24 protein-coding genes and 1 riboswitch are annotated in these 23835 nt (G+C 46.1%); of the genes, 20 read left to right on the forward strand and 4 right to left on the reverse strand.

Annotation, left to right across the window (positions count from 1 at the left end):
• Positions 1-189: 189 nt before the first annotated feature.
• The 9 genes from ASG16_RS27565 (at position 190) to ASG16_RS27605 (ending at position 10027) form a co-directional block, all read left to right on the forward strand.
• Complete coding sequence (locus ASG16_RS27565; RefSeq protein WP_056487221.1) at positions 190-1254, forward strand: Ldh family oxidoreductase; 1065 nt, start codon at positions 190-192, stop codon at positions 1252-1254.
• An 84-nt stretch (positions 1255-1338) separates the two neighbouring features.
• Positions 1339-1731: an aspartate 1-decarboxylase gene (gene panD / locus ASG16_RS27570; RefSeq protein ID WP_056487231.1), complete on the forward strand. Its 393-nt coding sequence runs from the start codon at positions 1339-1341 to the stop codon at positions 1729-1731.
• 38 nt (positions 1732-1769) lie between these two features.
• Entirely contained in the window at positions 1770-2462 is a 693-nt protein-coding gene (locus ASG16_RS27575; RefSeq protein ID WP_056487233.1) for a YheC/YheD family protein, read from the forward strand.
• 188 nt (positions 2463-2650) lie between these two features.
• Positions 2651-3994, forward strand: coding sequence for a branched-chain amino acid transport system II carrier protein (gene brnQ, locus ASG16_RS27580; RefSeq protein ID WP_056487235.1), 1344 nt, complete (start codon positions 2651-2653; stop codon positions 3992-3994).
• Between the two features lie 128 nt (positions 3995-4122).
• Positions 4123-5328, forward strand: a complete 1206-nt coding sequence (locus ASG16_RS27585) for a DUF418 domain-containing protein (RefSeq protein ID WP_056487237.1) — start codon at positions 4123-4125, stop codon at positions 5326-5328.
• Positions 5329-5548: 220 nt separating this feature from the next.
• Positions 5549-6961, forward strand: coding sequence for an FMN-binding glutamate synthase family protein (locus ASG16_RS27590; protein ID WP_056487239.1), 1413 nt, complete (start codon positions 5549-5551; stop codon positions 6959-6961).
• A 5-nt stretch (positions 6962-6966) separates the two neighbouring features.
• Positions 6967-7761: a YqjF family protein gene (locus tag ASG16_RS27595; protein WP_056487245.1), complete on the forward strand. Its 795-nt coding sequence runs from the start codon at positions 6967-6969 to the stop codon at positions 7759-7761.
• A gap of 129 nt (positions 7762-7890) precedes the next feature.
• Positions 7891-9066, forward strand: coding sequence for an acyltransferase (locus ASG16_RS27600; RefSeq protein WP_056488483.1), 1176 nt, complete (start codon positions 7891-7893; stop codon positions 9064-9066).
• Between the two features lie 61 nt (positions 9067-9127).
• Entirely contained in the window at positions 9128-10027 is a 900-nt protein-coding gene (locus tag ASG16_RS27605; RefSeq protein WP_056487248.1) for a DMT family transporter, read from the forward strand.
• A 135-nt stretch (positions 10028-10162) separates the two neighbouring features.
• Here the strand turns inward: ASG16_RS27605 and ASG16_RS27610 are convergent, their stop codons facing one another.
• Entirely contained in the window at positions 10163-11470 is a 1308-nt protein-coding gene (locus ASG16_RS27610) for an aminotransferase class I/II-fold pyridoxal phosphate-dependent enzyme (protein WP_056487252.1), read from the reverse strand.
• 178 nt (positions 11471-11648) lie between these two features.
• Here ASG16_RS27610 and def point away from each other — a divergent pair, with 178 nt between their 5' ends.
• The 3 genes from def (at position 11649) to ASG16_RS31090 (ending at position 13470) form a co-directional block, all read left to right on the forward strand.
• Positions 11649-12200, forward strand: coding sequence for a peptide deformylase (gene def, locus ASG16_RS27615; protein WP_056487255.1), 552 nt, complete (start codon positions 11649-11651; stop codon positions 12198-12200).
• Positions 12201-12203: 3 nt separating this feature from the next.
• A complete protein-coding gene (locus ASG16_RS27620) occupies positions 12204-13214 on the forward strand; it encodes a homoserine dehydrogenase (protein WP_056487258.1) in 1011 nt (336 codons plus the stop codon).
• Between the two features lie 100 nt (positions 13215-13314).
• Positions 13315-13470, forward strand: coding sequence for a hypothetical protein (locus tag ASG16_RS31090; protein ID WP_186380574.1), 156 nt, complete (start codon positions 13315-13317; stop codon positions 13468-13470).
• 64 nt (positions 13471-13534) lie between these two features.
• Here ASG16_RS31090 and ASG16_RS27625 read toward each other — a convergent pair whose 3' ends face one another.
• Both ASG16_RS27625 and ASG16_RS27630 read right to left on the reverse strand, forming a co-directional pair.
• Entirely contained in the window at positions 13535-14251 is a 717-nt protein-coding gene (locus ASG16_RS27625) for a YkwD family sporulation-associated protein (RefSeq protein ID WP_056487263.1), read from the reverse strand.
• A gap of 7 nt (positions 14252-14258) precedes the next feature.
• Positions 14259-14415, reverse strand: a riboswitch (cyclic di-AMP (ydaO/yuaA leader).
• An 84-nt stretch (positions 14416-14499) separates the two neighbouring features.
• Positions 14500-14838: a rhodanese-like domain-containing protein gene (locus tag ASG16_RS27630; protein ID WP_056487265.1), complete on the reverse strand. Its 339-nt coding sequence runs from the start codon at positions 14836-14838 to the stop codon at positions 14500-14502.
• A 431-nt stretch (positions 14839-15269) separates the two neighbouring features.
• Here ASG16_RS27630 and ASG16_RS27635 point away from each other — a divergent pair, with 431 nt between their 5' ends.
• On the forward strand, positions 15270-15473 hold the full coding sequence (locus ASG16_RS27635; RefSeq protein WP_007729289.1) for a cold-shock protein: 204 nt from the start codon (positions 15270-15272) through the stop codon (positions 15471-15473).
• A gap of 156 nt (positions 15474-15629) precedes the next feature.
• Here the strand turns inward: ASG16_RS27635 and ASG16_RS27640 are convergent, their stop codons facing one another.
• A complete protein-coding gene (locus ASG16_RS27640; RefSeq protein ID WP_048033030.1) occupies positions 15630-16076 on the reverse strand; it encodes a hypothetical protein in 447 nt (148 codons plus the stop codon).
• 114 nt (positions 16077-16190) lie between these two features.
• On the opposite strand from ASG16_RS27640, the gene ASG16_RS27645 reads away from it, so the two are divergent.
• The 7 genes from ASG16_RS27645 (at position 16191) to ASG16_RS27675 (ending at position 23820) form a co-directional block, all read left to right on the forward strand.
• Positions 16191-16931 (forward strand): 2-phosphosulfolactate phosphatase, encoded by a 741-nt coding sequence (locus ASG16_RS27645; RefSeq protein WP_241970860.1) that lies wholly within the window; start codon positions 16191-16193, stop codon positions 16929-16931.
• 80 nt (positions 16932-17011) lie between these two features.
• Positions 17012-18601, forward strand: a complete 1590-nt coding sequence (locus ASG16_RS27650; RefSeq protein WP_056487274.1) for a catalase — start codon at positions 17012-17014, stop codon at positions 18599-18601.
• A 351-nt stretch (positions 18602-18952) separates the two neighbouring features.
• A complete protein-coding gene (locus tag ASG16_RS27655) occupies positions 18953-20863 on the forward strand; it encodes an EAL domain-containing protein (RefSeq protein WP_056487276.1) in 1911 nt (636 codons plus the stop codon).
• A gap of 155 nt (positions 20864-21018) precedes the next feature.
• Positions 21019-21477 carry a GreA/GreB family elongation factor gene (locus ASG16_RS27660; RefSeq protein ID WP_048035835.1) on the forward strand — a complete coding sequence of 153 codons (459 nt, stop codon included), beginning with the start codon at positions 21019-21021 and terminating at the stop codon, positions 21475-21477.
• Between the two features lie 115 nt (positions 21478-21592).
• On the forward strand, positions 21593-21868 hold the full coding sequence (locus tag ASG16_RS27665) for a hypothetical protein (RefSeq protein WP_056487278.1): 276 nt from the start codon (positions 21593-21595) through the stop codon (positions 21866-21868).
• A 169-nt stretch (positions 21869-22037) separates the two neighbouring features.
• On the forward strand, positions 22038-22523 hold the full coding sequence (locus tag ASG16_RS27670) for a hypothetical protein (RefSeq protein ID WP_056487279.1): 486 nt from the start codon (positions 22038-22040) through the stop codon (positions 22521-22523).
• Positions 22516-23820, forward strand: coding sequence for a hypothetical protein (locus ASG16_RS27675; protein ID WP_056487282.1), 1305 nt, complete (start codon positions 22516-22518; stop codon positions 23818-23820). The genes ASG16_RS27670 and ASG16_RS27675 overlap by 8 nt, the downstream gene beginning before the upstream one ends.
• Positions 23821-23835: the final 15 nt, after the last annotated feature.

Genomic DNA, 23835 nt, shown 5'->3' on the forward strand with positions numbered 1-23835 from the left:
GAGAACGTCTCTTTTCAAGATAGAGAGTATTTTGCACGGCTCTCAATATCGGGAGCTCCTTTTTCCGTTGGTATCGTCGACTGAACTGGGTCAATGCCTGTAGCGGTCAAACAGCGGGTGACATATCTATATTCAGATTAGGAAGCAGGCGAAGTACAGAACAGCGATGAAGGAGGGGAAAAAGAGAAGATGCACCCTGCACTCTTTCATTGGAAGCGTTTGGAACAAGTTGTAACAGAGGTGCTTGTACAGGCAGGTGCCAGACCCAAGCATGCTAGGCTTGTCGCAGAATCTCTCGTCCATGCTGATTTGCGAGGTATTGAGTCCCATGGTTTGGCGAGGCTGCCGATTTACATCCAACGAATCGAAGCAGGCTTGATCGAACTGAACGATGAACCAGTGATATGGAAACAGGAGGGCGCAACAGCGTTGGTAGACGGCAAAAATCAGTTGGGTGCGGTAGTCGGTGTGGCGGCTTTGGAGGAAGCGATCAAATTGTCACGGCAGATGGGAATCGGGGTAGTTGGTGTTCGTCATTCCAATCACTTTGGCTCCTGTTCGTATTATGCAGAGCGAGCGATCGCAGAAGGGAAAATTCTTCTTGTCCTTTCCAATGCACCCGAAGCAATAGCACCTACAGGAGGGATTCGCCCTTTTTTCGGAACAAATCCAATTGCGGTGGGAATACCGGCAGGGGAAGAGCCATCCTTTTTATTAGATATGGCTACGAGTGTCGCTGCCAGGGGAAAAATCGCCTTGGCCGTTAAAAAAGGGGAAACGATTCCTGCCGATTGGGCCATCGATCCCACTGGGAAGGAAACGACTGATCCCACCCAAGCCTTGCTAGGCTCACTTTTGCCGATCGGAGGAGCAAAGGGTTATGGAATGGCGATGTTCATTGATATCTTGTGTGGGCTGCTAACGGGTGCAGCAACGGGACCACATGTAAAAAGCCTGTATGACAATTGGAGCGATCCACAAAACGTTGGACATTTATTCTTGACGGTGGATATTGAACGATTTATGCCACTGTCCGATTTCTGCACCAATATGGATGCATACATTCGTGAGGTGAAAAGCGTACCTACGAAAGAAGGGGTATCCGAAATTTTCATACCTGGGGAGATCGAGAGCCGAAAAAAGCAAGAACGCATAGAAAAGGGTATCCCATTTGATCCGAATGTGACGAAAGAACTCAGCCAATTATGCCGCACCTACGGGGTCGATTTGCAGGCAGCGTATTACATCCCCTAACCAGATTTCCTTTCGCAGGTGGTTTCATGGACAATCCATCCCACATAGACTAATGTCATCGGTTTGGAAAGGAGTGAACCGCCTATGCAACGACACATGTGCAAAGGAAAAATTCACAGGGCGACAGTTACGCAGGCCGAATTGGATTACGTGGGGAGTATCACAATTGACGTTGCTCTCATGGAAGCGGCAGATATCAAGCCATATGAAATCGTGCAAATAACCAGTTTGCGTAATGCCACGCGCTGGAAAACATACGCATTACCCGGAGCATCGGGTAGCGGAGTCATCTGTCTGAACGGTCCACCTGCTCATCTATTCTCGCCAGGAGATATGGTCATTATTTTGAGTATGGGTATGTACGAAGAATCCGAGATCGAACAGCTCGTTCCCAAGGTCGTGTTTGTGGACGAACAGAATCGTATCACGAAAATAGAGGAGCATCATCTGATTAAGAATGGAGAGACACTGCCATAAAACCGCCAAACGTAGGAAAATGGGGCAAGCACAAGCACATGGTCAAAGACGAACTTTTGCAGGAGTATTTGCCCAAAACCCGCGTGTACTCTCCTGAAGAGCTATGGGAGTATGCAGAAGCGTTTACACATGTGATGCTGAAGCCTTCGGGAGGCGGCGGTGGGGCAGGAATTATTCAAGTAACAGCGCGAGGAGAAGAGCAATATTTGGTTCATAGTGGGAGTCGTCGTCGCCTTGTGGATGGGAAAGAGGCGACGATCCGATACGTGGAATCGTTGTTTCGACCAAAAACATACCTGCTCCAGCCACGTATCCCACTCGGCAGAATCAACGGCAAGCCTTTTGACGTGCGTGTTATGATCCAGCGAAGGAGCAACAATGAGCCGTGGAAAATAACGGGGTGGTGTGCAAAGCTTGCAGGACCGGGCTATGTCGTGACAAATGTGGCTCGCAGCCGTGGGAAAGTTTTGCCCATCCAGACCGCAATCAAGCTGTCGAATATAAAAGCAGGCCCGCATCTCCTGCGTGATATCCGCATGGTAGCTGCGGCGGTAGCTAATCGATTGGGAAGAGCCTATCCGACACTCCGGGAGATCGGTTTAGACTTAGGGATTGATGTGGATGGCAAACCATGGATTATTGAAGCCAACTTCCGACCTTCTCTTTCTCTCTTTCAAAAGCTGGAGGATAAGACCTTTTACAAACGAATTGTCTCCATGCGAAAACGATAAGAGGAAAACCACTTGTCGATGTATTAACGGTAAGATATGGCAGGTGGTTTCCCTTGTTTTTTTACTTTCAATTATAGTAGGAAAAATGATAATGATCTTACAATTACAACTATGGCGTTGCTACTAGCTAAGGGACGCAAAAGTTGATAGAATGCCTCTCAATAAGGTGGGAGGTAATATATACGTCGATGATAACCTTGTCTAAGAAAGAAATGTTGCTGGTCAGTTTTATGCTGTTTTCGATGTTTTTTGGTGCAGGGAACCTTATTTTTCCACCCTATCTGGGTCAAGAAGCTGGTACCCATGTTTGGCTGTCGATTGCAGGCTTTGTATTATCGGCTGTCGGTCTGCCCATCCTTGGGGTGATTGCTATTGCAAAGGCAGGAAGCTTTTACCAATTAGCGAGTCGTGTACATCCAAGCTTTGCTCTTATTTTTCCTATTTTGATTTATGTGTCGATTGGACCCGCACTTGCTATCCCGCGTGCTGGCAGTCTCGCGTACGAGATGGGAATGGCGCCGTTTTTGCCGGCACAAGCCGCTGATTCCACCTGGAGCCTTTTCTTCTATACGATCGTATTTTTTGGCATTGTTTTTTGGTTTAGTCTGAGTCCTTCCAAATTGATTGATCGCTTTGGGAAAATACTGACTCCTGCACTGCTGACCATGATTGCATTGATCTACATCAAGAGCTTATTCACACCACTCGGTCCAACGGGGGTACCAGCAGGAAAATATGCCACCAATCCGGTTGTGCAAGGTTTTCTGGACGGGTATTTAACGATGGATGCTTTGGCTGCACTCGTATTTGGTATCGTGATCGCCAATACGCTGCGGAGCAAGGGAATCGAAGACAAAAAGCAACTGTCTGCGAATATGATCAAAGCAGGTCTCGGAGCAGGTTTGTTGCTGACATTCATCTATGTCATTTTGGGATTGCTCGGTTCATCCGGTGCCTCTTTAGGAAGTCCGGAGAATGGCGCGTTGCTCCTGACAGCTATCATGAGGCAGCTTTTTGGGACAAGCGGTACGCTGATTCTTGGTGTCATCTTTACCGTCGCTTGCCTTTGTGTATCGATCGGACTCGTAACTTCTTGCAGTCAATACTTTCATGGACGATTCAAAGGTTTGTCCTACAGAGGATGGGCGATCATTCTCTGTGTCCTCAGCATGGGAGTCGCAAACTTGGGACTATCGGAGATTTTAAGTGTATCTGTCCCGATTTTGGGCGCAATTTACCCGATTGCTATCGTACTCATTTTGCTAGCTTTACTAGAGCGCTGGATACCTGGGCATTCGTCTGTGTATATGACGACTGTAGCAGTTGTGACCGTTTTTGGTGTCGTGGATTTGATGAATCTTACGTTTTTTAATCAGAGCTGGAGCGATATCTTGGGTGTTCTTCCTTTTTATAAGGAAGGCGCTGGTTGGATCATGCCAGCGATATTTGCTGGTTTTGTCGGTGTTTTGCTCGACTTTCGGAAAAGGACAAACCGCACAGGAACAGGAACAACAACTTCCCCATCAAAATAAGGCAACACGTAAGGGAGGGCTTCGTTTTCGCGAAGCTCTCTTGTTGTGCAAAAAGCATGTTACTTTTTTCAAGGTTCATTCGTATTAAAAGTGTTAAAGCCTAGAGCGTAGTTGAGGAGGTTCATTACGTGAAAGTAGCACCTGTCGCGGAAGGTGAGCGAATTCGGCAGCTAGATGGGATTAGAGGCTTTGCTCTCTTGGGGATCGTACTAGTGAATATGCCGTCATTTTTGTATCCCATTATGTTCTTACCAGATGCAGGGCTGGTCAATACCCATTCGGAAATCGATGGTTGGATACGGCTTTTGTTTAACATGTTTGTACAGACGAAGTTTTACACGATCTTCTCGTTTTTGTTTGGGGTAGGTTTTTTTCTGTTTATGCATCGTGCCGAGAGCAAACAGTTGCCATATCAGAGCCTGTTTACGCGCAGATTATTGGTGCTGCTGATTGTGGGGATGGCACATCTTGTTTTCCTCTGGTATGGCGACATTCTTCATACGTACGCCCTAGCCGGTTTTCTTCTGTTGCTGTTTTACCACAGGCAAGAAAAGACGATCAAAAGATGGGCGTGGACGCTCTTGATTGGTATGCAGGCCCTATCTGCTCTGATGCTGACCGTTCCTGAGGACCTCGTTCCTGTGCCAGATCAATCACCGCTTATACAAAAAGCTATCGATGCTTATACCGATGGGTCGATGATCGAGTGGTTGCTATTCCGGGTTGCTTACGAAATTCCAGTCGTTCTCTCCCTTGAGTTCATTGTTATCCTATCTGTACTACCGCTCTTTTTATTCGGATTTCTGGCAGCCAAGCGGGGAGTATTGGAGAGGACGGAAGAATTTATTCCAGCCATTCGCCGCGTATGGTGGCTGGCATTGGGTTTAAGTGTTGTGCTTGTACCGATGATCCCGCTTGTTCAATTTGGCATCGTAAAATTTCCTGCCTCGATCTCGATTGCCGTTCAGACATTTGTTACCTGGAGCGGTCTTAGTCTATGCGCTTTTTACATCACGTCACTGCTGCTTCTTTATCGGAAAGAGAGCGGCAAGCGTATATTGAAGCATTTGGAACCGGTCGGCAGAATGGCGTTAAGCAACTATTTGAGCCAAACCATCATCGCTGTATTGCTTGTGCGTGGTGGACATTTGTACGGAACGCCTGGGCTGGCTCTCGGATTGGTGTTGAGCTTGGTGATCTTCACTGCGCAAATCTTCGTTAGTCGCTGGTGGCTCGCCAATTATCAGTTTGGTCCTGCCGAATGGCTTTGGCGCTGTTTGACATACGGCAAATTTGTACCAATGAAACGAAAAGGAGGAGCTCATGCGATTTGACACTCTCATGACAATTGCTGTCGTGCTTGTGATGACGTCCTGTTATTTTTATTTGTGGAAAAGGCTTTGCTCGAAAACGTCCAGTTAAGCTGGGCGTTTTTTCTACCTTCAACGGTCAGGAACAGCGTAGGATAAAAGTGGCATGATTGGGGCAAAATTTTCCTATCTCATATACCTATTAACAAGCAGCAGTGCTCTGACAGTAGGAAGGAGAAAGAGGATGGCTGGCAATTGGATTTCGTTTTTGATCGGCTCCTTTGTAGGATCGATTGCTGCACTCATCGTGGTGGGACTGCTTTTGATCTGTCTTTTTCGACCTCTTACCCAGTGGCTGCTCGCCAAGTTCATGAAGCGCCTCATGTCAGACCGCTATCCGGAAAATATTTTTGAGATGGTCTCCGCAATGACCAAAGTCAGTCCACGCTACGTCCTGGAGAACAGCTTGCGAGCAGCTTCTGGACAAGCCATCGAGCGTCCTTTCGGAAGTCCGCGTAAGTTCTTGAACTTCGATAGCTTGATATTTTCTCCTGCACAACTGGCCAAGCTGCCTTCGAGTGAGGATACCGAAGTGGATATGCAAATCACGATTGGACCCATGGCAAAAAAGCCGTTAACCTTGGACATTCCGCTCATGGCAGGGGCAATGGGGTACGGTATCGGTGTAAGTGCTGATGTAAAAATCGCGATTGCAAAAGGAACGGCCGCAGTGGGGACTTTGACGAATACCGGTGAAGGTCCGTTATTACCGGAAGAGAGGAAATTCGCCAAACACCTGATTCTCCAATACAACTCGGGAAAGTGGGGAAAGGAACCGGAGATTTTGCGACAGGCGGACGCCATCGAAATCCATTTTGGGCAAGGGGCGACTGCAGCGGCCGCGAGCTTTATCCCCGCTGAATATATCCAGGGAAGAGCTGCTGAAATCATGGGCGTGCAGAATGAAGAAATGATCATCATTCCTTCGCGGCAGCCGGAAGTATCAAATCCGGAGGATCTCAAGAAGCTCATAGACAAGTTGCGCACAATAACAGACGGTGTTCCAATTGGAGTCAAGATCTGTGCCAGTGCCATACTTGAAAAAGACCTGGAGATTGCGATCCAAGCCGGTGTAGATTTTATCAGTATCGATGGCGGACAGGCGGGGACAAAAGGAGGACCTCCCATCCTTGAGGATGATTTCGGCTTGCCGACGATTTATGCATTGACCCGCGCTGTGCGCTATTTGAAGAAAAAAGGTGTGAAGGAACGAATTACCTTATTGTCTGGGGGCGGATATAACACCCCGGGTGAGTGCCTGAAAGCAATTGCTTTGGGAGCAGACGGCATATTTATGGGGACTGCTCTTTTGTGGGCGATGACTCATGATCAGGTGACAAAAGCAATACCGTGGGAACCGCCGACAGAGCTGATCACCTATCCAGGGAGCTTGAAAAACAAATTCGACCCCGATTCAGCCACGAAATACTTGGCTAACTTTTTTCTTTCGTTTGTGGATGAGATGGAAATTGCCATCCTCGCGCTGGGGAAAACATCTATTCGTGAAGTTACGGCTGCGGATCTCGTCTCACTCGATGAGATGACGAGCAAAGTGACGAAGGTTCCCCTTGCCTATCATTCATCCTCTTCCAGTTAATCAGCATGATCGACGTACGAATGGGAGGGATTCGTATCGAACAGAGGATTATCCAAATCAAGTCACCTGCACAGTATAACGGATGGACCATGACGCAGACATGGGAGCATCTACTTTTTTTACATTGGGCGATTTCCCCAGCGTCTATCAAAGGACTCATTCCAGAAGGACTTGAGCTCGATACTTACGATGGCAAGGCATGGATCAGTATGATCCCGTTTTTGCTGAGTGGCGTGCGTTTGCGTCGGATGCCGTCCGTACCATTCACGACGACTTTCCCTGAAATCAATGTCCGGACGTATGTGAAGGCGAAAGGGAAAACAGGCGTGTTTTTTCTTTCGCTGGATACGTCGAATCCGATGGTAATCAAGATTGCGAAATTTTGGTACCGACTGCCGTATTATCGGGCTCAAATGACTTTTCAGCGCCAAGGAGATCGGATCGATTTTACCTCTCGACGTCTATCCGGTCTACCTCAGTCTCCCATGTTCGAAGGCAGCTACCAGCCTCTCGCTGACAGATTTCTCGCCAATGAGGGAACGCTAATCCACTGGCTGACGGAGCGATACACGCTCTTTTGCAGGTGTACCAGAACAAAGCAAATGATGTATGCGGATGTGGTGCACGAGCCGTGGCAGCTACAGGAGACAGTCTTTCATATTCGTGAAAACTCGATGACCGAAAACCTGTCGATCCCACTCACAGATTCTCCGCATCTAGCACTGTATTCACGTGGGGTACAAAGTCTTATTTGGCCGATTCGAAGTCTAGCCGATCTATCTTCGGATCAAGGTGGATAAGAGTGACTGATACCAGTACAAAAGGGTATCAGTCTTTTTCGATTTGAGACTTGCCAGACTGACTTTTGGTCGGTAAGATGAAAGATAGCACTTTTTTTCGTAAAAATAGGAAGGATCTGGTATTTGGTTATGGCTCGAAAAGAACGAATTGGCGAGTTGGATCTGATCCGGGCCTTTGCATTCTTGGCTGTGGTTTACCAGCATGTCATTGGTGTGTATATCCGTGAGCCGGGATTGACAGGGCAGGTGTCGATCATCTACGGAATGTTGTTTCATTTGTTAAAATTCGCGGTACCAGCATTCATTTTCATCACAGGTCTTGTTTTGTTTTACAACTACTCCGAAAAAGTAAACTATATTTCCTTCACGCGTAAGCGAATAACGGAGATTTTGGTTCCGTATGGAATATGGTCGGTGGTTTACCTTTATTTGATGGAAAAGCCCTTGGGTGAGGGAGCAGCGTTCGTTTGGAATGTAAGCAAAAATTTCCTGACGGGGACATCCTCTTATCATCTGTGGTTCGTCGTGATGATTTTTCAGTTCTATCTTTTGTATCCGTTTTGGCAAAGAGTATTTGAACTTTCCCGCAGATTCGTGACCAATCGCTTCCGTCTCGTTGTCGCTCTTGGAGTCAGTGGATTGGTTTATGCGGGCCTCATGTGGTTTTCAGCGCGGTACATCCCGGCGCACGGTTTCCGATTCGATATGAATTGGCTTGATACGTATTTCATTAAATACCGCGATCGAAATGCGTTCTATTATTTCTATTACTTTTTGTTCGGTGGCTTGGTCGCCTGCACGTTGCCTGCATTCCGTGCCATGCTGAAAAGATACTGGCAATGGATCATCGTTTCGGTTGGTGTCCTGTACGCCGTCATTGGCTATGAACTTTTCCGTGATTCAGGGCAAGGCCAGATCAATTTAAACGTCGCGACATCCTTGAAACCTTCGATGTTCCTCTATACGATGGCTTGCTTACTGGCTGTGTACGCTCTCTGCCTATGGATGAGCAAAAAGCAGTCCAAATGGACACATTGGCTGGGACTCCTTGGGAAATATTCGTACGGAGCGTATTTGATTCATGCGCTGATCTTAACGTACTTGATGAAGATTTTACGTGAGCTTCAGCTTTTTCACACGGGCGTGTGGGGAAGTATAGTAGCCTTCGTCTTGTGCTCCATTCTTTCTTTTGCTATATCATATGGGCTGGGTAAACTGCCGTTTGGTTCCTGGCTGGTGGGGGCAGCAGAGAAAAAGACAAAAAAGCTCCCGTCATCTCAAAAAGAATGGCAAAACGCAGGTTAATCGCAAGCAGTTTGGCCAGATGCAGAGAATTGTAGGAGGTTGAAGGGAGAAGCGAGTCGACATGCTGTTAGCTTACATTCAGTTAGCCTTGGCTATGGCCTTGGTTGGGGGCAATATCTCCATCGGTAAAGAAATTGTTTCCCATGTTCCTGTGTTTTTGTTTTCGGAGCTGCGCTTTTTGCTTGCGATCGTCATCCTATTGCCGCTGCTAGCTATGCGTGGGGAATGGAAAACATCTTGGAGCCGTGAGGAAGGCAAGGTCTTATTCTGGCAGTCGTTTTTCGGCGTGTTTCTGTTTAGTATTTGCATGCTGTATGGTGTTCAGTGGACGACCGCTACTGCAGCGGGTATCATTACGAGTACGGTACCTGCCTGCATCGCTTTGTTTTCGTTCTGGATTCTCAAGGAAAAATTACACGCCAATAGCTTAGTGGCGATCGGTCTTTCAGTGGGCGGCATCGGCTTCATTACGTTTACTGGAGGCGGCGGGGAACAAAACTGGATAAGCATGCTGGGCAATTTGCTCGTATTTTTGGCGGTCGTTAGCGAGGCGCTCTTCACGATTTTCGCCAAAAGACTTTCTGGGAAAATGACTCCTTTCCAAATGACGGCCGCGATAAATGTCATCAGCTTTGTCTTGTTTCTTCCGTTTGCGATCTGGGAAAGCTTGCAATTTGATTGGAGTGCCGTACCTGCAAATGTGTGGTGGCTTCTTGTGTACTATGCGTTTACGGCAAGCATCTTATCCTTTTTTCTCTGGTACAAAGGGGTGGAGAAGGTGGAGGCTTCCAAAGCGGGCTTGTTCACCGGAATGATGCCGATAAGCTCTGCTCTCGTCGCTGTCTTTTTCTTGAACGAAGCATTTACTTGGATGCATGGGGTAGGGATGATCCTGGTCCTCGCCTCCATTTTTATCGGTACACACCAGCCGCGGCGTATGCGTTCATCGATTGAAAGCTAATAGAAAAAGCATGATGGAAAGGTCTCGGAAAACCTCGCATGTAAACTTCGCGGGTTTCCGGGACTTTTTTTGAAAGAAAACGAAAAGCGCCCTGACACGAGGTCAAGACGCTTTTTTCAATAGAGCTCGTTACATTTATTTGGTCAATGCATTTTCCAAATCTTTTACACCGCTGTAGACTAATTCGAACAAGTCCGCAATGTTTTCTTCTTCAATGCAAGAGAAGGCAATGCGCAAATCGGTTTGACCGAGAGCGATCGTACCGACGCCATACTGTTCCAACAAGTGCTGACGCAATGTTTCCGCTTCGACAGTCTTTAGCTTGAGGCACATGAAGTAGCCGGAGTTGAATGGATAGTAGGTCCACACGTCATCGTATTTACCGCTGTCGAGCACTTCCTTGGTGCGGTTGGCGCGGCCTTTCATGATATCGAATTTCTCCTGCTTCTGTGCTTTGTACTCCGGTGCAGTGATTGCTTGCAGGACGAATGTTTGGGAAGGATGCGATCCGCTGGAAAGAGTCGCGCGGATGATTCCCATAGTCTTCTGCTCCAAAGCGCTGAGTAAGTCGCTGGATGAAGATGCATACGTAATGAAGCCAACACGGAAGCCCCATACGTAATCCTCTTTGGTAGCTCCATCTACCTTTACAGGCAGAATACGTGGGTGAACGTCGCATAGACTAGCGAAGAGAGATTCGTGCATGGAATCCTCGAAGAACAAGCCGAAGTACGCGTCATCTGTCACTGCGACAATGTTGATTCCAGCCTCAGCACCTTCTTTGAGTGCAGCAACGATTTGCTTTCCTTCCTCTGGACCTGGTGTATAGCCAGTTGGGTTATTAGGGAAGTTGAGTACGACGATGGCTTTGCCTTTGTCTTTTTGTGCGAGAATGGCATCACGCAAAGCAGCAGCATTAAATTTCATCTCGTCGTTATACAATGGATAGTAGACCATTTCCGCACCACGGCGGATCGAAAAGGTAAGCTCGTAGTTTTCCCAGTTTTTGTCTGGGATGATGACACTGTCGCCGCTATCAGCGAACAAGTCAGATACGATACTCAGTCCATGCGTCAATGCGTTTGTAACGATTGGGTTACTAAACGTACGGTTAGCCAGTGAAGGCTGTTCCTCGATCATTTTTTTACGCCATGCTGCACGCAGCTCAGGTTTTCCTGCTGGGGGAGCATATTCGTAAATGTCTTTTGGCTGGTAAGCAGACAGATTATCCTGGATGACCTTAAGGTGCATCGGTTGACCGTTTTCCAGTGCAATCCCGATGGTTGCATTGTACTTTTTCGCTTTTGCTTTCGCTTCTGCCGACTGGCTGAGAATCCCCTCTTTCGGGAAATAAATCAGCTTGGCGATATTGGACAGCATTTCATATACGTGTGGGTTTTCGCGTTGGATGGTTTCGTTCAGCGTTGATGCTAATGAATGCATGGTAGCCTCCCTTTTCATATACAAACATCTATCTTTACCAATAAAGATAGCGTATCTACATGCATTTGTCACCCTTGCCCAACGGGATATTTCAGATTTTGCAAGGTTCCTTTTGACAGTGAGGACATGATTTGCTACCTTGAAATCGAAAACTGAGTAATGCGGGAGGGAGAAGGAGATGGCTGAACGGAGGATCGTTCGCCTGGGAGACCCTATCTTGCGTGAAACTTCAAACAGAGTACCATCCATTACTCCACAGGTTGAAAAGATTTTGGATGATATGGCCCAAACGATTTACGCTGCGAAGGGTCGAGCAGGTTTGTCCGCGATCCAGATTGGCATTCCGAAGCGATTAGTTGTGATGGATTGCGGTAGTGGCTTGATTGAACTGATCAATCCGGTGCTGATGGAAAAATCAGGTAAGCAGATAGGGCAAGAAGCTTGTCTTTCGATACCGGGTGTTTTTGGGATCGTTCATCGGGCCAATTATGTCAAAGTTCAGACGTTGAACCGCCAAGGAGAAACAAGGACAATCGAAGCGGAAGATTTCCTTGCTCGATGTATTCAGCACGAGATGGACCATTTGGAAGGAATTTTGTTTATTGATCATACGGAAGAGCTCTACTCAGCAAAAACAGGAAAGAAACTGAATGGCAGGGATTTGCACCGGCTACAGGCGAAAAGTAGAAAAAATGGCGGAAATAAACGGAATAGACAGCAAGGAGATTGACTCATGAAACGTTGGAATATTATGTTAACAGGCTTTGGAACAGTAGGACGTCAGGTAGCCAGATTGTTGGAGCAGCGACGGGAGCGATACCGCGAGCTTTATCAAGCGGATGTCAGACTCGTGGGAGTCGTTCGTTCAGCTTCTGGTCTCTACGATGAGAACGGAATCGATTCAGGAAAATGGGAAGACTATGCTCATACAAAACAAACAAGGAACCGATCTTGGAACGCGCTGGAATTTATCAAGTCAGCTCAAGCAGACGTGCTCATCGAGGCAGGTCCATCTGAAAAAGAGGGAGGACCCGGTCTTACTTATATTCGTCATGCATTAGAAAATGCTATGCATGCAATCGCGATTTCAAAAGGTGCGCTCGTTGTCGATTATGCTGGATTAGCCGCTCTAGCCAAAAAAAATGGCGTCGCGTTGAAAGTGAGTGGAGCAACAGCAGCAGCTCTACCGACGATCGATCTATTGCAATATAACTTGGCAGGTTGTGAAGTGAAACGAGTCGAAGGCATTTTTACAGGAACGACGAACTTCGTGCTCACAAAAATGATGGAAGAGGGGCTCACTTGTGCGGAAGCAGTCGAGCTCGCTCAGAAGATGGGGATTGCCGAACCGGACCCTTCGTACGATATCGATGGTTGGGATACAGCTTCGAAGCTCACGATCTTGGCAAACGCTGCTTTTGGCATGCAAGTAAATCTGACCGATATCACACGCGCAAGTATTCGCGAAATAACCTCGTTACAAATCGAGACGTGGAAAAAGCATTCGAAGATTCCCAAGCTGATCGGAACTATCCAAAAGGAAGCGAATGGCACGCATTCTGTAGCAGTGGAGCTCTGTGCAGTGGATTATACTCATCCATTTGCTTCTGTATCAGGTACGACCAAAGCGATACGGGTTGAAACAGATGTCATGGGGGATTTATTAGTCGTTGGAGGAAAATCAGATCCTGTAGCGGCAGCAGCGGCTGCCTTAAAAGACCTTGAACATATTATTAGCAGATAGGCTAATTTGCATGTGCTTCCAATGTTCCTTAGGAATGAGCCGTTTACAACCGCGAGCATACTAGGGATGCACCACAAAAAACGGCAAGGGGGCTATACGGATGAACCAATCGTCTGATGTCAATGCCGAGCTGCAGCAAGTATCTGCTTACCCAACCAAGCAAAAAATGCATCAAAAGGACGTCGCTTTGGTAAATGAGCAGGATAGCTGCTGTTGTACCCCCAAAAAGCAGGCATCCGAAGCACAGCAGGAATAGTGCCTACGCGAAAAAGCCGGGTCTCGATTAAGAGACACCGGCTTTTCGTTTCGTGCAAAGCGTTCTATCCGATAAATTCTTGTACCCAGTAACCATTTGTGAAGCCTACACCAATTTTGGTGAACGCAGGGTTCATAATGTTTTGGCGGTGGCCTTCACTGTTCATCCATTGTTGCATAACTTCTTGTGGACTCTGTTGACCCATGGCGATATTCTCACCTGCAGTCGAGTACTGAATTCCATACTGCTTCATCATATCAAATGGGGAACCGTACGTTGGGCTGTTGTGGTCAAAATAGTTGTTAGCAGACATATCTTGTGCTTTTGCCAACGCTACTTTGGACAGTGCTGCATCCATTTCAACAGGCTTGAGACCTGCTTTTGCACGCTCTTGGTTCACCAAATCCGCGACTTGTTTCGCAAAATCACCAGTTTTTACTTGATCCGCTTGATTTACTGGAGCGGCAGGTTGAGTGACGTTATTGCTAGGTTGCGCTGGTGCAGCTTGAACTGGAGCTGGTTGTACCGGCTTTGCTGGTTGCATCGGCGTCATTGGCTGTTGTACTGGCATTGATTGTCCAGGGGCAAAGCCTTGTTTTTGTTGAAAGAAGTTCCAAAATTGTTGGGAATTTGGAGCTTTTTGGAATTGTGGCATATAATATTGGAATTGTCCGCCAGGAACAGGGCAATTAGAAGCAGCCGAAGCAGAAGTAGCGAAGCCTGTTAGAGCCAAGCCCAGACCAAGAGTCATCGCGATTGTAACAGAACCAAAACGTTTCATAAAACAAATCTCTCCTTTTTTTTGCCTACGAGGTTAGTTGTCGGATTCGGATTGAGGAAACAACCCTACGCCAGTTCGGCGATTCACCCCAATGTGGAGTATCTCATCCACAAAAAAGTCCCCCGCACTTCCTTTTCAGGAGGAAGTCTCGGCTTATTTCGTTTGGCATGAACAACAATATCAGACAATCCCAATCGAAATAAAGGAGTAATATATGGCAAATAGCTAGAATCGTTGATAAATTAGGCTCATTTCGCTTCGTTTGATTGTTCCTTCCATGCGGTTAAGCCGCCTTCCAATGCATTTGCTTGAAAACCATTCTCACGAAGAAGAGCGGCAGCTTTTTGTGCTTTGTTACCTGTTGTACATAGGGTAACAATCTGCACATTTTGCGCAAGTTTTTCGGTTTCTTCATCAAACGGCTTGTCCTGTTCTTTCATTAGAAGATAGGGGACGTTACGTGTCGATGCGTTTTCATGAACGAGGCTGCCAGAAATAAATTTTTCGGCGTCGCGTACGTCCAATAAAAGTACTGGCATTTTCTTTTGAAGCAATTCGGATAATTGAATGGTTGTCAAAGTATGCAATGAAATCCCTCCCAATGCTATTGTAACAGAGTACCGCCTTCCCAGTATAAGGGTGAACGGTTGCTTTTATTGGACAACCATGGTAGAATGAGGTTGCTACTTGAAAAATTGATACCTAATCATTCATCGAGGTGTATTTGTATGCTGATGGATAACATTTTTGAATCCCCGATTCACACTGGCGCGGTCATCGGAGCCGCAAGGATGGAAGAGAGGAAGGGCTTTCATTGTTTTAGGTTTTCAAAAGGTTTAGTTTTTAATTTTGCAGTTCCGTCCTATGACATTCGTATATTGGCTGAGTAGGTAAAATTCACATATCATGAAGGCGTATCATAGCACATGATTTGGTATTTCTTCATGATATGTGAGCTTTATTTGCTTCGGTAAATATGACTAGCATATTCAAATTGAATTTTTGGAGGTTTTTTTAAATGCAAACGAACGGAACAGTAAAATGGTTTAACGCAGAAAAAGGTTTCGGTTTCATTCAAGTAGAAGGCGGAGACGATGTATTCGTACACTTCAGCGCAATCCAAGGTGACGGTTTCAAAACTTTGGACGAAGGTCAAAAAGTTCAATTCAACATCGTTCAAGGCAACCGTGGCCCACAAGCTGAGAACGTAGTAAAACTGTAAGTCTCCCTTTAAAAAAAACTGTCCTTTCGAGGGCAGTTTTTTTGTCGTGGTCGTAAAAGGAAAAAGGCGTTGGGATAGTCCCCAGCGCCTTTTAATGGATTAGAAAAGGAACTATGGCGTCCCACCATAATTCCTCATTTTTTTCGTGCAAAATAGTTAAATACAAGTTTCGATTTCGACAGTTTGGAATTGACTGTCAAGAACTGAAAGACCAACAACTTGACCGCCGCCGATAGAAGTACGGCCATAAGTGGTGAGAAGGACATTTTCATTGTTTTCTGCTACGGTAAGGCGCACTTCATAGTGGAAAGAAGCGGGGACCAGCGCATTAAAAGCAGTGCGAGTATTCGCAGGGATAAATTGCGTGATGTCAAGCAAGGTGCTAACCGGATTCGTTTGCGTAACTGCGTTACCCCAGTTCAATACTTGCACACGTACTTCAACCTCTTCTGTGTTCAGATTTACCAGGTCGAGGTGAGCGGTGAGAGCACGGGCGAGGTTGTTTTGCAAAATACCAGTTGTTCTCACAGTATTTCTTTTTGGGCGTCTGTGACTTCTTCTTTCAGTATTACCTTGATCGTCGTCGTGTTCGATTTCAGACATCCATGTTCACTCCATTCTTGTGTAATCTAGTGGGACAATAATACGATATTGTTTCTTGTCTTATTTTGTAACGGCGAACGTAAGGGTACGAGTAACTATTTTGGATAGAGGATGGTGGAGGTTTTGGGAGAAACACCTGTATGCAAACAACTAGATTACACGGCACGATTTGATTGGGGATATGAAGGGGTGGAACATGTCGGAGCTGCATCGGATATGATCGTTATTATCGATGTGCTTTCCTTCAGCACGTGTGTCGATATCGTAACGGGACGTGGAGGTATCGTCTATCCTTATCAGGTAAAGGATGAGTCAGCCCTAGCATTCGCGAAACAAAAAGCGGCGCTACTCGCTGGAAAACGTGGAGAACCAATATCCCTTTCACCCGCCTGTCTGAAAACGGTTCCAATGGGAAGCAGAATTGTATTACCCTCGCCAAACGGATCGACCTGTACCGTGTTGGCAAAGAAAACAGGGGCGAAGGTAATCGCAGCGTGCTTGCGAAATGCGTCATCCGTCGCCAAATACATACAGCATCAGCAAGGATCTGTGACGGTCATCGCTTGCGGTGAACGGTGGGGAAATGGAGCATTGCGACCTGCTATTGAGGATATGATTGCGGCAGGTGCGCTGCTTCACGAATTGGAGGGGTATCGCTTGTCGCCAGAGGCAGAAATGGCGGTGGCAGCCTTCCGATCGGCCCAATCTCATCTTCCCGCTTACTTGCAGAAATGTGCTTCCGGCCAAGAACTGATCAGCATGGGGTACCCGGAAGATGTCGCACTTGCAGCACAATGGAATCAGAGTGGCACGGTTCCAGTGCTTAACGATGATTTTGCTTACGAAGCGATTTAGTCTTTTCGCATAAAGAATCCCTCATTCGGTAACCATGGTTATGAACCACATATGAGAAAAACTGGACAGGGAGGATTCATATGGATGACAACAATAAGTCCATTAACCAGTCAGAAGAAAATACCCTGACGAATCGCCAAGGCCATCCGATTACAGACAACCAGAACTTGCGGACGGTTGGAAATCGCGGGCCAACCGTTCTGGAGAATTACGACTTTCTGGAAAAAATCACACATTTTGATCGGGAGAAAACACCTGAGCGTGTCGTGCATAGCCGAGGTGCCGGAGCACATGGCTATTTTGAAGCGTATGGAACCGTAGGAGACGAGCCGATTTCTACGTACACAAGGGCGAAGCTGTTCTCGGAGCGTGGGAAAAAAACGCCTGTGTTTGTACGGTTTTCTACGGTTAATCATGGCACACATTCGCCCGAAACATTGCGCGATCCACGTGGGTTTGCGGTGAAGTTTTATACAGAGGACGGGAACTGGGATCTGGTTGGCAATAACCTCAAAGTTTTTTTCATTCGGGATGCGATGAAGTTTCCTGATCTTGTCCATGCGTTCAAGCCTGACCCTGTTACAAACATTCAAGACGTGGAACGGATCTTTGACTTTATCTCGAACACGCCTGAGGCCATGCATATGATCACGTTTTTGTTCTCCCCGTGGGGAATACCAGCGAACTATCGGCAAATGCAAGGCTCTGGCGTAAACACGTACAAGTGGGTAAACCACGAAGGAAAAGCGGTCCTGGTCAAATACCATTGGCAACCATTAACGCAAGGGATTAAAAATTTGACACAAAAACAGGCGGAAGAGATCCAAGGGAAAAACTTCAATCATGCCACGCAGGACTTGTATGAAGCGATTGAGCGAGGGGAATATCCGGAGTGGGAAATGTGCGTCCAGATCATGAGTGATGACGATCACCCAGAGCTCGATTTTGATCCGCTTGATCCAACGAAAATATGGCCCGAAGATCAATTCCCGTTTCTTCCTGTAGGCAAAATGGTACTGAACAAAAACCCGGATAACTATTTTGCAGAGGTCGAGCAAGCTGCTTTTGGGACAGGTGTTTTGGTAGATGGACTTGATTTTTCTGATGACAAGCTACTGCAAGGAAGGACCTTCTCTTACTCCGACACGCAGCGTTATCGGGTTGGCGCCAACTATTTGCAGCTTCCGGTTAACGCTCCCAGAAAGCATGTCGCTACCAACCAGGAAGGCGGTCAAATGCTGTATCATGTAGATCGGACGCAGCGGCATATTAACTATGAGCCATCGACGATTGGCGGATTGCAGGAAGCCAAGCAAGCCGCTCCCGATCATCAGCCAGAAGTGGAAGGAAAGGTCGTTCGTCAAAAGATTGATCGCACAAACGATTTCAAACAGGCAGGAGAACGTTATCGCCTCTTGGAAGACTGGGAAAGAGAAGACCTCATTGCCAATCTGACGGATGCACTCCTCTCCTGTGATCGTCGCATTCAAGAGAAAATGCTTGGCTACTTCTCGCAATGTGACGAAGAGTACGGCCAGCGTTTGAAATCGGGAATCGCTCAGGGCAATGGCGGAAACAGCAAAGAGATGGGCGGACCGATGGGCGCAACGAATCCCGGAGCGGCTGTCAAGGACGCCGAACAAAAGTCTCGTCCGTCTAAGCCTTACTGATGACCCGAGTGAATCATCTAGACGAAATAAGCAACGGAGCTTTACCGAACCCATGGTAAAGCTCTTTTTTTGTATCCGTTACCATTTGACTTAACATTCAGTAGGCTAAAGCGTATGGGATCGATTTGCCAAAGGAGACGTCATTTATGTCAAAAGATAAGAAAACACATCAACATATTGTTAGAGTCTGTACATAAATCGTGCAGACTCTTTCCTTTTGCCTGAGAGGTAGTATTCATCGTTGTCATGGATAAACATGGAGGAAAATGTAGAATTATGTCGAATGAATATTTGTGAATAAGCATGAGCCTATACGTACGTTGGTTCTAGGGAAAAGGAGAATCTATGTAAATGCAGAAGTCATCAAATTCGTCCAAGGAAAACAGCGCTGCATGCTGCCAACCGTCGATTTCGCCGGCAGACGATTCTGCACGGATTTTAATAGAGGGAAACACCGAAGTTATCGCACAAATGAACATGATTAACTTGACGGAAGAGGATTTGCAGTTGATCGCAGCGTTTCGCCCTGTCATTGAGAATGAAATTGAGCAGATTACTTCTTCTTTTTATGAATCGATTCTCCATGTAGACTCTTTGAAACAAATTGTGATGGAGCATACAACCGTTGAACGATTACGTCAAGCCTTAAAGAACCATTTAATCGAGATGTTTGACGGCCGGATCGATCCTGCCTTCATTGAAAAACGCTTGAAGATTGCGATGGTTCATCAAAAAATCGGACTTCCTCCCAAGTGGTACATGGGTTCTTTTCAAAACCTGTTAGGCACACTCATGCGAATGATAGATGATCGGAAAGAGGTTTATCCTGACTCGAAAAAACTGGCACAAGCCATTACGAAGCTGCTCAGCTTTGAGCAGCAATTGGTCCTGGAGGCTTACGAAGACCAGACACGTATGCTGGAGCAGGACGCCAAGTCGATGATGGAATATCAGGCGTTTCACGATGAATTAACCGGCTTGCCGAACAGAAGGAAGCTCCATCAAGCCTTACAGGAGGCGATAATTAACAATAGCGAACAGGGTACTCGATTTGCGGTGCTGGTACTGGACATAGATCGTTTTAAAATGATCAATGACTCTCTAGGCCATACGTATGGAGATCGATTTTTGCAAGAAGTGAGCGATCGGATCAAAAAAAGCGCGGAAGGATTCGATGTGACGATTGCCCGTATGGGTGGTGATGAGTTCACACTGATCTGCCAGAATGTTGAGGGCGATCACGAGTTTTCGACATTGGCTGATCAAGTGGTCAAGGAAATCGAGATCCCCTATCTCTTGCAAGGAAAAGATTATTACGTCTCGGCGAGTATTGGCGTAGCGGTGTATCCCGATCACGGATGCAGTGAGGAGCAATTGCTCAAAAATGCTGATGCTGCCATGTACGAAGTGAAGAAAAACGGGAAAAACGGATTTCAGTTTTTTACCAATGAGCTCGATGAACAAGTGTTGATGCGTATTGAACTGGAGAGGGATTTGAGAAAAGCGGTAAAGAATGACGAGCTAGTTTTGTACTACCAGCCACAGATTCAAACAGGGAACAATCAGCTCATTGGCGTGGAAGCACTCGTTCGGTGGAATCATCCGATAAAAGGAATCCTGTCACCTGGTGTGTTCATCCCGATTGCGGAGGAAACGGGCTTGATCTTTGAGATTGGCACGTGGACATTAAAGGAAGCCTGCAAACAAATGAAGAAATGGCATGATGCGGGTGGACCCTTGATTCCCGTTTCAGTCAATCTGTCCTCGCGTCAATTCCACCAACCCAATCTCGTAGGCTACATCCGACAAATCCTGGTAGAGAGCGGACTCGAACCGCAGTACTTGGAATTGGAAATAACGGAAAGCATGATGATGGACGCAGAGCTTTCTACAGAAATTTTAAAGGAATTGAATGAATATGGGGTAAAAATTAGCCTGGACGATTTCGGAACGGGTTACAGCTCGCTCAGCTACCTCAAGCTGCTGCCCATTCACAAGCTAAAAATTGATCGTTCGTTCATTACGGATATCACGAGGAATCCCAGTGATCAGGCGATCGTCGCAACGATCATTTCCATGGCGAAGCACCTAAACATGAATGTCATTGCGGAAGGGATCGAGACCCAGGGACAGTTAGACTTTCTTACGGAGAATGCCTGCAAGGAAATCCAAGGGTATTACTTTAGCCACCCATTACCTGCAACGAAAGTGGAGGAAGCATTCTTCATGCCGGTGCGCGAGGGTTTTGATCATCCTCTGTAAAGCATTTCTAAACAGTCGATGGAATCATTTTGAAATTATTGATACAATGATGAGAGTCCCTTCGGGGGCTATTTTTTTAAGGAGGGTTTTTTCGATGAAGAACATTACGTTCATCAAACATGTCTATGAAAAGCAACTGGGGGGTGAAATTTACTATGAACCCTAGTATTTTGAATGGCACCAGAAATCATCTGATCAACCAGCTTGTCTTTTTTGACGAGCAGTATTCACTCTTTTACGATCAATATGTACGCAATTATGGAAAAGAAAAGCAAGCCATCGATGAGATTGTCGAGCGTTACAAGCAAACACTTGAAAGCCTTTTGTCAAAAGAAGACAGTGCACTCTTTCAATCGCTTAAAGCAATTACTTTATTAGGCAGCAGCGTAAAAGTGCTATTTGAAGAAGATCAATTTGAGGAGTCATTTACTGTGGTGTATCCCACAGACATTGACCCGGATAACAACAGAATTTCATTCTTATCGCCAATAGGCAGGCAACTGCTGCTAGCGGCTCCACACGATTCTGTTGTGCTGGAAAGTCCGGTTGGCAGGCAACAGGTGCAGGTTCGGGAGATAAGCTTTACATATATGGGGGGATTCTCTTCACCTTAGAAAACTACCCATCGCATCGATCATCAGAGAAGACACTAACACGGGTTAGTGTCTTTTTTTGTTCATTCTAGTAAAATGCAAGAAAAGTAAGCTGTACGTAGAGGAGGGTAAGACGATGAAAATAATTGCCTGCCCAACGTGTGAGCAAGATGTGCAATGGGATATGAATCGCTTGCAGAAGCTGGAGGAGCGGTGGGTGATAGCTTGTGAAAAATGCGGTGACCAGTTTTTCAGCGTGACAGAAGAAGAAAAGGAAATGATCCTTGCAGGCATACGATTAACGGAAGAGTATGTACCAGATATCATCAATGCTTATCACAATGAGGATGTAAAGAACCTTCCCTCCAGAGTTGGGTTTGGAGAAATCAAAAAAAGCAATTCAGAGAACTGAATGGCAGGTGTTCATCCAACTGCTAAAGATAGAAGAGCAAATATAATTCCCGAGTCATGGGAAAGTGAGTCCGAAGACACTAGCTTTTTTTGGTGTCTTTTTCTATTTATTCAGGTAAAATTTAGTCGAACGATATTTCTGAAATATAGAAGTGAAAAGAAGGGATTTCATGATTGTTTTTGGGATGATGATTTGTATTTGGTTGTTATCACTTTGGTTGTATCCGATCCTACAAGCTTATGTGGAGGCTTTTCTGCTCTTTTTTTATGGGGACAGATACGAAGCGTACATTCCTTATGAAATGACAGCCTTGCATTATGTGGTGAATGCCATGACACTTGGTTTCATCTTCGGACTGCCACTTGAAATCAAATACAAAAGGGCAAAATCAAAATGGCTCAAGAAGCTCAAGTTTCTTGAAAGCCTCGAGTCCGACAATATCCTGTATATTCTTTCTGTTGCGCGTGATCAGCAGGGCTATGTGACAGCAGCGGATATCGCGTCCCAATCTACTCTTACCATACAAAAAGCGCAAGATATTTTAAGTAAGCTTCAAAAAAAGGGGTTTGCTGACCTGAGTGTAACCGAGAAGGGTGACATTCTCTATTATTTCGCGGGCTTTAGAGAAGGTGAGGAAGGAGCGGCGGATGAATAAATTTTTAGGTAGCTTGGTGATTCTTTTTGTTATTGGCGTTTTTCTCATACTTGCTTTGCTAACTGGCTATTTTGTCATCGATGGCATCTATAAAATCTTAGACAACACAATCTTCTTAGGAATTTTCATGAGCCTCATTTCCATTGGTTACGCGTTCTTTTACATGGAAGGAAGAAGGCTGGCAAAAAAGCAAATGCAACGAACACAGCAAGCTGTCGCAATGACAGTCGCAAATCAAAATCATGGAGTCGTTTCTGTTGCATCATTTGCTCTCGAATCGCAGTTGCCGCTATCGCAGTGTGAGCAAATTCTGAGAGAGATGGAACAACGAAAGGTTCTGAGCACGTCCACTATGCCTGGCAAGATGGCCGTCTATCAGTTGGATGATTATGTATACGGACATATGCCTTATGAAAGTGACTATGAGGACCAGTCTGATGAAGAAGCGCTCAAACTGGAACAGAGCCAGCGAAAACGCAAAAAAAGAATCTTACAAGCCGTATTGGGTGGAGTTATTGGCACATTGATTGCCATCTCCGAAGAACAAATTATCTGGAACATGAGAGAGTATATCTCAGCGGCCACAATTGCAATCTTCTTTCTTATATTAATTGGACGTTACATACTGACCTCGCATCGGAAAGAGGATCAACGGCATTCGGAACACGATGTTTTGACGTATGTCATGGATAGTGCAGGGGAACTCAATCCGAAAGAGATTCCGTACTATACGCATGAAAGCTATCAATCGATTGAGCCCATTATCGATAAGTGGCACAAAAGCAACTACTGCTCGATTACGCATCAAGAAGATGGTGGAATCATCTATTTCTTTCCGAATTATACGGATGAGTCGGAAGTGTACCAATATGACGAAGAGTATGATCCGATCCCTGCATGGATCGATAAAAGGTCGAGATTTCTGCTCTTTTGCTGTTTAGCATTTGTCTTCACCTTTGTAGGCGGCTATGCCCTTGTACATTGGAACAGCCTAATTTTCATTCTCGCTTGTACGACCATAGGAGGGATCTACGGTTATTTTGCCTTCACACAAAAACCGGAGTTAGAGAGAATGGAGCGAATCGCCCTGCAAGTAGCTACGAAAAAGGGCGGTGCTTTAGCGGTTTACGAGCTGGCTTACAATGCCAGAATCACCATGGATGAAGCTGCGATGTTATTAGAAAAATGGGAGCAAACGAACATTGCGAGAAAAGTATATGCGGAGGAAGGCGCGCCAATTTACATGGTGAGTGGCCTGGCTTCCAAAGAACAAAGACTACGGTCGGAGCATGTTTGAATACACTCCCATAAT

The sequence above is a fragment of the Brevibacillus sp. Leaf182 genome, assembly GCF_001423865.2.
Taxonomy (GTDB): domain Bacteria; phylum Bacillota; class Bacilli; order Brevibacillales; family Brevibacillaceae; genus Brevibacillus; species Brevibacillus brevis_C.

Coding starts and splice junctions, on each gene's coding strand:
- ASG16_RS27565 (WP_056487221.1), top strand. CDS start 190: ATGCACCCTGCACTCTTTCATTGGAAGCGTTTGGAACAAGTTGTAACA.
- panD (WP_056487231.1), top strand. CDS start 1,339: ATGCAACGACACATGTGCAAAGGAAAAATTCACAGGGCGACAGTTACG.
- ASG16_RS27575 (WP_056487233.1), top strand. CDS start 1,770: ATGGTCAAAGACGAACTTTTGCAGGAGTATTTGCCCAAAACCCGCGTG.
- brnQ (WP_056487235.1), top strand. CDS start 2,651: ATGATAACCTTGTCTAAGAAAGAAATGTTGCTGGTCAGTTTTATGCTG.
- ASG16_RS27590 (WP_056487239.1), top strand. CDS start 5,549: ATGGCTGGCAATTGGATTTCGTTTTTGATCGGCTCCTTTGTAGGATCG.
- ASG16_RS27595 (WP_056487245.1), top strand. CDS start 6,967: ATGATCGACGTACGAATGGGAGGGATTCGTATCGAACAGAGGATTATC.
- ASG16_RS27600 (WP_056488483.1), top strand. CDS start 7,891: ATGGCTCGAAAAGAACGAATTGGCGAGTTGGATCTGATCCGGGCCTTT.
- ASG16_RS27605 (WP_056487248.1), top strand. CDS start 9,128: ATGCTGTTAGCTTACATTCAGTTAGCCTTGGCTATGGCCTTGGTTGGG.
- ASG16_RS27610 (WP_056487252.1), bottom strand. CDS start 11,470: ATGCATTCATTAGCATCAACGCTGAACGAAACCATCCAACGCGAAAAC.
- def (WP_056487255.1), top strand. CDS start 11,649: ATGGCTGAACGGAGGATCGTTCGCCTGGGAGACCCTATCTTGCGTGAA.
- ASG16_RS27620 (WP_056487258.1), top strand. CDS start 12,204: ATGAAACGTTGGAATATTATGTTAACAGGCTTTGGAACAGTAGGACGT.
- ASG16_RS31090 (WP_186380574.1), top strand. CDS start 13,315: ATGAACCAATCGTCTGATGTCAATGCCGAGCTGCAGCAAGTATCTGCT.
- ASG16_RS27625 (WP_056487263.1), bottom strand. CDS start 14,251: ATGAAACGTTTTGGTTCTGTTACAATCGCGATGACTCTTGGTCTGGGC.
- ASG16_RS27635 (WP_007729289.1), top strand. CDS start 15,270: ATGCAAACGAACGGAACAGTAAAATGGTTTAACGCAGAAAAAGGTTTC.
- ASG16_RS27640 (WP_048033030.1), bottom strand. CDS start 16,076: ATGTCTGAAATCGAACACGACGACGATCAAGGTAATACTGAAAGAAGA.
- ASG16_RS27650 (WP_056487274.1), top strand. CDS start 17,012: ATGGATGACAACAATAAGTCCATTAACCAGTCAGAAGAAAATACCCTG.
- ASG16_RS27655 (WP_056487276.1), top strand. CDS start 18,953: ATGCAGAAGTCATCAAATTCGTCCAAGGAAAACAGCGCTGCATGCTGC.
- ASG16_RS27660 (WP_048035835.1), top strand. CDS start 21,019: ATGAACCCTAGTATTTTGAATGGCACCAGAAATCATCTGATCAACCAG.
- ASG16_RS27665 (WP_056487278.1), top strand. CDS start 21,593: ATGAAAATAATTGCCTGCCCAACGTGTGAGCAAGATGTGCAATGGGAT.
- ASG16_RS27670 (WP_056487279.1), top strand. CDS start 22,038: ATGATTGTTTTTGGGATGATGATTTGTATTTGGTTGTTATCACTTTGG.
- ASG16_RS27675 (WP_056487282.1), top strand. CDS start 22,516: ATGAATAAATTTTTAGGTAGCTTGGTGATTCTTTTTGTTATTGGCGTT.